This window comes from Rhodococcus sp. IEGM 1354 (assembly GCF_030056855.1).
In the GTDB taxonomy this organism is placed as follows: Bacteria; Actinomycetota; Actinomycetes; order Mycobacteriales; family Mycobacteriaceae; genus Rhodococcoides.
Genome location: NZ_JASHKT010000087.1, coordinates 1 through 216, shown reverse-complemented (window position 1 = coordinate 216; position 216 = coordinate 1). Strand labels below are relative to the sequence as shown.

Annotated in this window: 1 pseudogene; it reads left to right on the top strand. The window is 69.9% G+C overall.

Going from position 1 to position 216, the window contains the following annotated elements:
• Nucleotides 1–26 precede the first annotated feature (26 nt).
• Nucleotides 27–216: pseudogene (locus QM588_RS25670) on the top strand (hypothetical protein); the annotation flags it as partial.

Below are 216 nucleotides of genomic sequence, written 5' to 3'. Positions count from 1 at the left end.
TGCGAGAACACGCTCCGTCGGCACGCGTGACTCTGCACGGTCACCCGGATCCGTGGACTACCGGGCCTTCGCCTGCGCTGACCGCCACCGTGCCAGCCGATGTGGATGCGGTGCTGGTGTCGGCCTGGCCGGGAACGTCCGAGACGGTGTCGGTGGTGCAGGGAACCCGGGCGACCGTCGGCGACGGGGTCGATGTGGGTGCCTACGTGTCGGTAC